This is a genomic window from Thiocapsa sp. C2-2m (assembly GCF_041903745.1).
GTDB classification, from domain to species: Bacteria; Pseudomonadota; Gammaproteobacteria; order Chromatiales; family Chromatiaceae; genus Thiocapsa; species Thiocapsa roseilacustris.
The window spans coordinates 17,274-27,130 of the sequence record NZ_JBBWVD010000052.1 but is presented as its reverse complement, the minus strand read 5'-3'; the positions used below and the strand labels follow the sequence as shown (position 1 = coordinate 27,130).

Annotated in this window: 8 protein-coding genes and 1 pseudogene; 4 read left to right on the top strand and 5 right to left on the bottom strand. The window is 64.2% G+C overall.

Going from position 1 to position 9,857, the window contains the following annotated elements; all coding sequences use genetic code 11:
* A pseudogene (locus AADX97_RS26135) lies at positions 1 to 500 on the top strand (hypothetical protein); the annotation flags it as partial.
* Between the two features lie 198 nt (positions 501 to 698).
* Here the strand turns inward: AADX97_RS26135 and AADX97_RS26130 are convergent.
* The 5 genes from AADX97_RS26130 to AADX97_RS26110 all read right to left on the bottom strand — a co-directional run bounded on the left by AADX97_RS26130 (position 699) and on the right by AADX97_RS26110 (position 4,462).
* Positions 699 to 1,481 carry an ABC transporter permease gene (locus AADX97_RS26130; protein ID WP_374236401.1) on the bottom strand — a complete coding sequence of 261 codons (783 nt, stop codon included), beginning with the start codon at positions 1,479 to 1,481 and terminating at the stop codon, positions 699 to 701.
* Entirely contained in the window at positions 1,478 to 2,218 is a 741-nt protein-coding gene (locus tag AADX97_RS26125; protein WP_374236402.1) for an ABC transporter ATP-binding protein, read from the bottom strand. The genes AADX97_RS26130 and AADX97_RS26125 overlap by 4 nt, the downstream gene beginning before the upstream one ends.
* Entirely contained in the window at positions 2,215 to 3,201 is a 987-nt protein-coding gene (locus AADX97_RS26120; protein ID WP_374236403.1) for an ABC transporter substrate-binding protein, read from the bottom strand. The genes AADX97_RS26125 and AADX97_RS26120 overlap by 4 nt, the downstream gene beginning before the upstream one ends.
* 2 nt (positions 3,202 to 3,203) lie before the next feature.
* Positions 3,204 to 3,902 (bottom strand): hypothetical protein, encoded by a 699-nt coding sequence (locus AADX97_RS26115; RefSeq protein WP_374236404.1) that lies wholly within the window; start codon positions 3,900 to 3,902, stop codon positions 3,204 to 3,206.
* Positions 3,903 to 4,081: 179 nt separating this feature from the next.
* Positions 4,082 to 4,462 carry an Mth938-like domain-containing protein gene (locus AADX97_RS26110; protein WP_374236405.1) on the bottom strand — a complete coding sequence of 127 codons (381 nt, stop codon included), beginning with the start codon at positions 4,460 to 4,462 and terminating at the stop codon, positions 4,082 to 4,084.
* 273 nt (positions 4,463 to 4,735) lie between these two features.
* Between AADX97_RS26110 and gltX the strand changes: the two genes are divergently transcribed.
* The 3 genes from gltX to AADX97_RS26095 all read left to right on the top strand — a co-directional run bounded on the left by gltX (position 4,736) and on the right by AADX97_RS26095 (position 9,603).
* On the top strand, positions 4,736 to 6,157 hold the full coding sequence (gltX, locus tag AADX97_RS26105; RefSeq protein WP_374236406.1) for a glutamate--tRNA ligase: 1,422 nt from the start codon (positions 4,736 to 4,738) through the stop codon (positions 6,155 to 6,157).
* 216 nt (positions 6,158 to 6,373) lie between these two features.
* Positions 6,374 to 7,852, top strand: a complete 1,479-nt coding sequence (locus tag AADX97_RS26100; protein WP_374236407.1) for a glycogen synthase — start codon at positions 6,374 to 6,376, stop codon at positions 7,850 to 7,852.
* Positions 7,849 to 9,603, top strand: a complete 1,755-nt coding sequence (locus AADX97_RS26095; protein WP_374236408.1) for a SufS family cysteine desulfurase — start codon at positions 7,849 to 7,851, stop codon at positions 9,601 to 9,603. The genes AADX97_RS26100 and AADX97_RS26095 overlap by 4 nt, the downstream gene beginning before the upstream one ends.
* The last annotated feature ends 254 nt before the right edge of the window (positions 9,604 to 9,857 follow it).

Genomic DNA, 9,857 nt, shown 5'->3' with positions numbered 1-9,857 from the left:
GGAGATTGTGGTGGTCTTTCGGGTCGACCCCGATCCGGACATCGGCAATGGCAGCGGCGAGAATGCGCCTGGCAAATCAAACGGAACTTCAAGTATGCAAGATTGTAAGCGGCGTAATTAGCCCTTTGCTGGCGAATATCGATCTCCACTACGTACTGGATGAGTGGTTCGAGACTGAAGTCAAGCCACGGATGAGAGGGCATTGCTTCCTCGTACGGTTTGCTGATGACTTCGTCATCGGCTTTCAGTATGAGAACGATGCACGGCGCGCCATGGAGGTGTTGCCGAAGGGAAAAACGGGGACGCACGAGATTAATCGCCTAACGATGTGCTCCAGCCGAAGCCGGTTTCGCTATCGCTCAACCGGCTCGTTTGAGCATTGCGTTATCCCGGCTACCGCCATCATGCCACGACCGGCATCGGATAGGGCAGTTTCGGCGGGCGTGGCCGGCGGCGTCGCGGTCGCGGCGGCAAGGGCACGGACCTGGCATTGTCTGTAACTCCGGCCATTGCGGCATGTGGCGCAGAGCGCCACGGGGCATGCGTGACACCGCAGAGCGGGTGTCACGCGCTAGTGAAAATAATTCAAACAACTCGACGAGAGAATACCTTCGCCACGGTTGTCGTTGTCGTTGTCGTAATCGTAATCGTAATCGACAACGATTGGATTCGGAGCTGAGTTGTTTCTGACAGGTGACTTAGGCTCGCCGCCGATCTCCGTGCCAGCGATGCAGCAGCAGCCATTCCACGAAGCTTAGGATGGCGTAGAGGACGACCCCCATGAGTGCGAGCAAGAGCAGGGCGGCGAACATCTTGGCGATCTGCAGCCGATTGCCGGCCTCGAGGATGCGCCAGGCGAGTCCGTCGGTGTTGCCGGAGGCGGCGGCGAATTCGGCGACCACCGCGCCGACCAGGGCGAGCCCGCCGGCGGTCTTGATACCGGCGAGGAGGTAGGGCAGGGAAGAGGGAATCATGAGTCGCAGGAAGGTCTGCCGGAAGCCGGCGCGATAGAGGCGAAAAAGGTCGCGCAGGTTGGGGTCGATGGCCTTCAGCCCGGCGGTGGCGCTCGCCAGAACCGGAAAGAAGGCCACGATCCAGGCCAGGATCAGCACGGCGAGCCAGGCGTTGTCGAGGCCGACCCAAACGATGATCAAGGGCGCGATGGCGACGACTGGCGTGACCTGAAGGGTGACGGCGTACGGAGAGAGGGCCGCCTCGGCGAGGCGGCTGGAGGCGAAGAGGACGGCGAGCGCGGTACCCGAAAGCACCGCCAGCGCAAAGGCGGCGAGGGTGGTTCCTAGGGTGATCCAGGCCGAGCCGATCAGCGATGCGCCGTCGGTCTCGAAGACGGCCAGGATGGCGCCGGGCGAGGGCAGGATAAAGGGCGGCACCTGCCAGTGCGCGACGGCCCACTCCCAGAACCCGATCAGTCCGGCGAAGAGCGCGATCGGCAGAAGCAGCCGAAGGCCCTGCATCATCATGCCTCCCGATCCTCCAGTGCCTTCAGGATCGCGCGCGCGGTGGCGTTGAATGCGGCGGAGGTCCGATAGCCGGATGCGCGTGGGTAGGCTGCTGGGTTGTCGATATCGGCGACCAAACGCCCCGGTCGACCGCTCAGGATCAGGATCCGCCGCGACAGATAGACGGCCTCGAAGACCGAGTGGGTGACGAAGACACCGGTGAATCCGCGCTCGGCCCAGAGGCGCAGCAGGTCGTCGTTGAGCTTGCCGCGGGTGAATTCGTCGAGCGCCGCGAAGGGCTCGTCCATCAAGAGGACATCGGGGTCGGCGACCAGCGCACGTGCGATGGAGACCCGCATGCGCATCCCGCCCGAAAGCTCGCGGGGCAGGGCATTATCAAAGCCCGCGAGCCCCACCTTGTCGAGCGCGATATTGGCCCGCTCACGCGCTTCGCTCTTGGCCATGCCTGCGAGCTCAAGCGGCAAGGCAACGTTCTTGGCCGCACTCGCCCAGGCCATGAGGGTCGGTTCCTGAAAGATAAAGCCGAGCGAGCCGCGTGATTGCGGCCAGTCGACACGACCGCGCGTCGGCTCCTCAAGTCCGGCGATGAGCCTCAGCGCCGTGCTCTTTCCGCAGCCGGAGGGGCCGAGCAGGGAGACGAAAGCACCGCCCTCGATGTCGGCGCTCAGCTCCCCGAGTGCTGCGGTGCCGTTGGGGAAGGTCTTGGCCAGCCGATCGAGGCGCAGGCCGCTGCTCACGGTTTCGGCGGGAGGAATTCGAGCGAGAAGGCGCGCCGCCAATCCAGGTTCGCCGGATACACATCGTCGGCGGACATGGTGTCGAAGAAGGCCTGCCAGCGTGCCTCGGTCATGACGCCGATCCCGGCGGTCTCGGCATCGCCCGCAGTGGCGAGCCGGTAGCGGTTCATCTCGGCGATCGCGTGCTGCAGCACATCGTCGGTCATCTCCGGATTTTCGGCCTTGATCAGGGTGTTGCCGGGTGCGGGGTCGCCGGTCAGATAGTCCTTCCAGCCGGCGATGGATGCCGCGACGAAGGCGCGGACCTGTTGCGGGTCGCTCCGGATGCGTTCCTCGGAGGCCAGGATCAGGGTCCCGTAAGAGGGATAATCCTCGTCGGCGAGCAGAAAGACCTGTGGCTCGATGCCGCTTGCCTTCGCGATCTCGTAGGGCTCGCTCGTGACATAACCCTGTTGAATCGCACCGGGATCGACGAGGAAGGGGGCGAGGTTGTAGGTGTACTTGCGGATCTGCCGATCCGTGAATCCGAATTTGGCCTTCAGCCAGATCCAATGGCTGCCGACGCCGGCGTCGGAGATCATGATGGGCTTGCCCTTCATGTCACCGACGGATCGGATGTCCTCGCGCGGGTGCGTGATCAGGACCTGCGGGTCTTTCTGAAAAATGGCCGCGACGGCGGTCGCCGGAATCCCGGCCGCGACGATGTTGAGCGGGATGAAGCTGTTGGAGCCGATCCCGAAATCGGCTTGATTGGAGCCCAGCAAGAGCGGGACATTCACCGAGGGGCCGCCCTGCACGATCTCGACATCGAGACCCTGCTCGGCATAGAGCCCGAGCGCCTTGGCCTGGTAAAAGCCGCCTTGCGGGGCCTGCGCCTTCCAGTCGGTGACGAAACGGATCTTGGTCGGTTCGGCGGCCGTCGTCGCCCCGGCGACGGCGAAGCCCACCAAGGCCAAGGCGATGATAAGAGGGCGCTTCGACATGCTCAGGTCTCCGGCGGCGTCTCCTCGCTGGGGACGGCATCCTGCAAGGGGCTCAGGAGTTGGGCGAAATCGTCCGGGTTGACGTATTGGATGATCACGGTCCCGTTGGGGCTGCGGCTGATGTCCATTCCACGTTCGGGGTAGAGCCAATGGACGATGTCGGTCCCGGGCTCGGTCAGGCGCAGATCGGGTGTGCCGAAGCGTTGCTCGATCAGGTCATTGTCCAGTCTGGCCTTCGGAAGGTAGCTGATGGATCGGATCGGGCGGGATGACAGCGTCTCGACATCGGCCGGGTCGAGCTTGATCTTGCGGCTGCCGCTGCCGACCTGGCTGATCCGCAGGCCGCGCTCGTACATGGCGGCGAGGGTGGCCTGGTCGACGTCGAGCGAGATCACGAAGTCCGCGCGCAGGCGCTGCAGATGGATCTGATCGAAGAATGCCTCCACACCGTAGGGCTCGGCTCGCGTCGCGTCCTGAAAGAGGTTGACCTTGCCGTCCTCGCCGAACAGCTTGCGCACCTCCGCCAGCGTGGTCTCGCCGATGGTGAAGCCGAAGACCTGCGAGTGCCCGGAAGCGTCCTGCGTGACCCGCCAAGGCAAGCGATCCGGGCCGTCCTCGATGGATGCGGGCATGAGGAGAAGGACACCCAAGAAGCCGAGGACGGCGACGCCGAGGACGGAAAGAACGATCTGTCGATCCATGGGTTGAAGCGCTCCGGATGATGCGATGACGATCGAACGTCGAGCCGACATGCGGCAGCGAAGATTCGGACCCGAACAACTATAACCTGAACCGCGTCGACTCCAAGTCTCGCGGGCCAAGCCGAACGCGAGGCGATGCTGAAACAGCATTGACCACGCCGGACGCGGTTCAGCGCGGTTCAGCGCCAGGGCAGCAGACCGGCGACGACGCGCCGTCCTTCCGACATCAAGATGTTGTAGGTCCGGCAGGCGGCACCCGTATCCATGACCTCGAAACCGACACCACGCCCGATCACGGCAAAGTAAAGCGCCGGATCGGGGAAGACCTGTATCTCGCCGGTCCCCAGCACGATGATCTGGATCTCGGGCTCAATCGCGATCAGTGCTTCCAGGTGCTCGACCGTCAAATCGGCCGGTTGCGCCGGACCCCAGCCCTCTTCGACCCGGCTCGGTGTCACGATCAGCCCGCGGGTAAAGCGTCGACCGCCGATCAGGATGCCCTCGCTCCCGTAGGCGTCGATCAGGTGACCGCTGCTGCCGTCTGCTTGGGAAAATTTCATGGGGCGAACATAACCCAAGGCGGCTCGATTGAACAAGGTGAGGGAAGAATCTGTAGGGGGAGAATCGGCTCAGTGGTTCCAGCTTGAAATGCCTCTCGCGGAGACGCGGAGGGCACGGAGAATCCGGGATCTGTTCTGCGTACGTTCCGTGTCTCCGTGAGTGATTGTTGAAACTGATCGGTGCGCGGAAGTACCGTAAGCGAACAAGCGAGCAGCTCGAAGGGCCTCTGTTAGAATCGCGCCACGCGTCCCATTCAACCGATCCGGAAGCCCATGACCGTCCGTACCCGATTCGCCCCGTCCCCCACCGGTTATCTGCACGTCGGAGGCGCCCGCACGGCGCTCTTCAGCTATCTCTTCGCGCGCAAGCACGGTGGGCAATTTGTGCTGCGAATCGAGGATACGGACCTGGAGCGCTCGACGGCCGAGTCGGTGAACGCCATCCTGGAGGGCATGACCTGGCTCGGGCTGGATTACGACGAGGGACCCTTCTATCAGACCCAGCGCTTCGATCGGTACAACGCCGTGATCGACGAGCTTTTGGCCAAGGGCCTGGCTTATCGCTGCGTGTGCTCGAAGGAGCGCTTGGAGAGCCTGCGCGAGGACCAGATGGCGCAGCGTCTGAAACCGCGCTACGACGGCCATTGTCGCGGCCATGAGGTCGATCCGGGCATGCCGCACGTCATCCGCTTCAAGAATCCGGCCGACGGCGTCGTGGTCGTCGACGACATGATCCGCGGGCGGGTTGTCTTCGCCAACGCCGAGCTCGACGACCTGGTCATCCGGCGCAGCGACGGTGCGCCGACCTACAACCTCAGCGTGGTGGTGGACGACTCGGATATGGGCATTACCCATGTCATCCGCGGCGACGATCATCTGAACAACACGCCGCGCCAGATCAATATCCTCCGTGCGCTCGGCCATGAGCCGCCGCGCTATGCCCATGTACCCATGATCCTCGGCGACGACGGGGCGCGTCTATCCAAACGCCACGGTGCGGTGAGCGTCATCGCCTATCGCGATCAGGGCTATCTGCCCGAGGCACTGCTGAATTATCTGGTCCGTCTGGGTTGGTCGCATGGCGATCAGGAGCTCTTCTCCATCGAAGAGATGATCAAGCTCTTCGAGATCGGCGACGTGAACAAGGCCGCCTCCGCGTTCAACACCGATAAGCTCGATTGGCTGAATCAGCAGTATCTGCACCACGCCGACCCGGCGCGGATCGCCCGCCTGCTCAGTCCGCACATGGGGCGGCTCGACATCGATCCCGCGACCGGCCCGGACCTGATCGAGGTGGTCAAGGTCCAAGCCGCGCGCGCCAAGACGCTGACCGAGCTGGCCGAGATCAGTGCCTTCTTCTATCGCGACTTCGAGACCTTCGACGAGGCGTCCGCGAAGAAACATCTGCGTCTGGTGGCGCGCGAAGGGCTCGAGCGTCTGCGTGCGGCCTTCGAGCTGATGGCCTACGAGGATTGGACGCCGGAGGGGCTCAAGTATGTGGTCGAAGGCGTCGCCGAGGAGCTCGGAACCCCGATGGGCAAGGTCGCCCAGCCCTTGCGCGTGGCGATCGTCGGTCGCGCCGCCTCGCCCGGCATCGACGAGACCCTGCGGCTGGTCGGCAAGGACGCGACGCTGCGCCGCATCGACAAGGCGTTGGCCTACATTGCGGCGCGCGGCGGCAACGAGCCGTCGTAAGATCGGCCGAGGGCTCATCCGGATCGCCCTGCATGCGGGGCGACGCCATACCTTGTACCCATATCGCGACAAGAGAAGGTCTCTCACGGAGACACGGAGCCGTGTCTCCGTGAGAGGATTTCAGCAATGCGGATAACGACATGGGTCGACGCCGCGGGTAACGGGTCGAGGGGATCGGCGCGCCCGCCATCAAAAAGCCAATCGGGAATTTAAGGTATGTATATCGCCATGGTCAGCGCCGAGTGTGCGCCGATCGCGAAGGCAGGCGGGCTCGGCGATGTCGTGCACGGGCTCTCGCGCGAGCTTCTGGCGCTCGGGCAAGAGGTCGAGGTCTTTTTGCCGGGATACGATTCGCTGCGCCACGATCTGATTGAGGGACGCCGCGAGGTCTATCGGGATCTGCGCGTCCCCTATTTCGATCGGTGGATCGACTGTCGGGTGGATGCGGGCGAGGTCGACGGGATCACCTGTTTCTTCATCGAGTCCGACTCGCCGCATCGGTTCTTTCGGCGCGGGCGGATCTACGGCGAGGCGGACGATGCGGATCGCTTCGCCTTCTTTTGCCGCGCCGTGCTCGAATTTATGCTGATCTCGGGCAGGCGCCCGGACGTCATCCATTGTCACGATTGGCAGACCGCGCTGGTGCCCGTCCTCTTGTTCGAGATGTACCAGCGGCTCGGACTGACGGACGTGCGCGTCTGTTACAGCCTGCACAACCTCGGCTACCAGGGTGTCGTCGACGAGTCCATCCTGCGTCAGGTCGGCTTGGATCCGGCTCGCCTCATGACGCCGGACCGTCTCCGGGATCCGGCCAATCCGCGTGCGGTCAATCTGATGAAGGGCGGGATCGTCTTCTCCAACTTCGTCAACACCGTCTCGCCGCGCTATGCCTGGGAGATCCAGAACACCGAGCAGGGGATGGGGCTTCAGGGCGTCCTCAAGGCCCACGACGGCAAGTTCGGAGGCGTGCTGAACGGCATCGACGATGCAGTCTGGAACCCCGCGACCGATCGGCACATCCCGGAGCCCTTCGATGCCGACCGGCTCGACGGCAAGGAGGTCAACCGGCGTGCCTTGCGCGCCTACTTGGGTCTCGTTCAGGACGAGAAGCCCATCGTGGCCGTCGTCAGCCGGCTCGACTATCAGAAGGGCGTGCATCTCCTGCGGTTCGGCATTGCACATGCCTGCGCCAGCGACTGCCAGCTCGCGCTCCTCGGGGCCGCACTCGATCCGGTGGTCGCCGAGCAGTTCCGGCGCCTCCAGCTGGACACCGAAGGGCATCCGGATTGCCGTCTGGTCCTTGCGTATGACGAGGAGTTGTCCCATCTCATCTATGCAGGCGCGGACATGATCCTCATCCCGAGCATTTACGAGCCCTGCGGGTTGACCCAGATGATTGCGATGGAATACGGCGCGGTTCCGATCGCACGGCGTGTCGGCGGGCTCGCCGATACCGTCTTCGACGCCAACTACTCGGATCGTCCCTTCGAGGAGCGCAACGGCTATCTCTTCGACGACCTGACCGAGTCCGCCTTGGCCGCCGCCATGGAGCGTGCGATCGATCTCTGGCGGAACCATCCAGAGTATTTTCGCCAGTTGCAGATCAACGGGATGCGTGTCGACCGCTCATGGGGCCGACCGGCGCGCCAATATCTGGACATCTATGGCCATATCCGAGTGCATGTACCGAGATGACCCCGCGACTCTCCCCGACCCCCGCACCCTCCGTGCCCTTGGATCTGGCGGCCCTGCGCGCCCAGTTTCCGATCCTCGCAACGCGCGTGCACGACCAGCCGTTGGCCTACCTGGACAATGCCGCGAGCACCCAGCAGCCGCTCCAGGTCATCCAGGCGGTGAGCGACTATCACCAGCAATACCATGCCAACATCCATCGCGGGGTCTACCAGCTCTCCCGCAATGCCACCCGGATGCACGACTACGCGCGCGAGATGGTCGCGCACTTCCTGCACGCCGCCGAGCCGGTCGAGTGTCTCTTCACGCGCGGGACGACCGAATCCATCAATCTGGTCGCCGCCTCTTGGGGTCGGGCCAACCTGCAGCCCGGCGATGAGATCATCCTCTCGAACCTGGAGCATCACTCCAACATCGTGCCCTGGCAGATGGCCTGCGAGGCCACGGGTGCGCGCACCCGGGTCATCCCGATCGACGATGCCGGCGAGCTCGACCTGGATGCCTATCGTCGTCTGCTCTCGCCGCGCACCCGGCTGGTCGCGGTCAATCACGTCTCCAACGCACTCGGCACCGTCAATCCGGTCAAGACGATCATCGACGAGGCCCATGCCGCAGGGGCGCTGGCGCTGATCGACGGCGCCCAGTGGGTCGCTCACGGGGCGACCGATGTCCAGGCACTCGATGCCGATTTCTATGCCTTCTCGGGGCACAAGCTCTACGGGCCGACCGGCATGGGCGTGCTCTACGGAAAACGCAGCCTGCTCGAGGCGATGCCGCCGTACCAGGGTGGCGGCGACATGATCGAGCAGGTCACCTTCGAGAAGACAACCTACGCGCAGCTTCCGAACAAGTTCGAGGCCGGCACGCCCCATATCGCTGGAGCGGTCGGTCTGGCTGCAGCCATCGAGTGGCTCGAAGGGGTCGGGTTCGAACGGATCGGCGCGCACGAGCAGCGCCTCCTGCGGCTGGCCACCGAGCGGCTCTCGGCGATCCCCGGTCTGGAGATCAAGGGCACCGCACCGCACAAGGCCGCCGTGGTCTCCTGGGTCATGGTCGATCCGCCGATCGGCACGCTGGATATCGGCATGCAGCTCGATCTGCGCGGCATCTGCATCCGCACCGGCCATCATTGCTGCCAGCCGCTGATGGACCGCCTGGGCATCGCCTCGACCGCGCGGGCCTCCTTCGGCGTCTACAACACCCCGGCCGAGGTCGAGCGACTCGCCGCTGCGCTCGCCGAGATCGTCTCGGGTGCTCGCGAGACATCCGCCAGGATGGCGCCGAACGACACGTCGACTGACGATGTCATCTATCCGACAGCCGCGGCCGATTCGCCCGAGTCGGCGGCGGAGGAGATCGCCGAGATCTTCGAGCTTCTTCCGGATTGGCCGATGCGCCATCAACAGATCATGGATCTCGGCGAACGCCTGACGCCCATGCCGGATCCCTTGAAGACCCCGGAGACCTTCGTCCCCGGCTGCCAGAGTCGCGTCCATCTGGCGGCCCGCGTGCGTCCCGGCTCGCCCGGCGTGATCGAGTTCCTCGCCGACAGCGACGCCAACATCGTCCGCGGTCTCATTGCCCTCCTGCAGCAGCTTTACTCCGGCCAACAGGCCGGCGCCATCCTCGCCTTCGATGCGCAAGCCTTCTTTAGCCGTCTGGGCCTCGACGAGCACCTCAGCATGACCCGCCGCAACGGTCTGGTCGCCATGGTCGAGCGGATTCGTCAGATCGCGGCCGGGTTGGCTCGTTAGGCGAATTCCGGAAACCTTCATGCCAAGGGCGTAGGTTGTGCCGAGCCGTGCGAGGCACAACCAACCGTCGGCGCAAGTTGTGCTTCCTATCGTCAGCACAACCTACGGGTATGGAAGTTTGCGGAAATCACCTTAGCGTTCGGCCGCCTGCTTCCCGCCGCCGGTCTCCAGCCTCCAGCCGTCAGCTATGAGCTATCAGCTTGCGGCTTTCAGCACGCGGCCTCCGGTCGACGGCTTCGGGGCTGCAGTCGAGC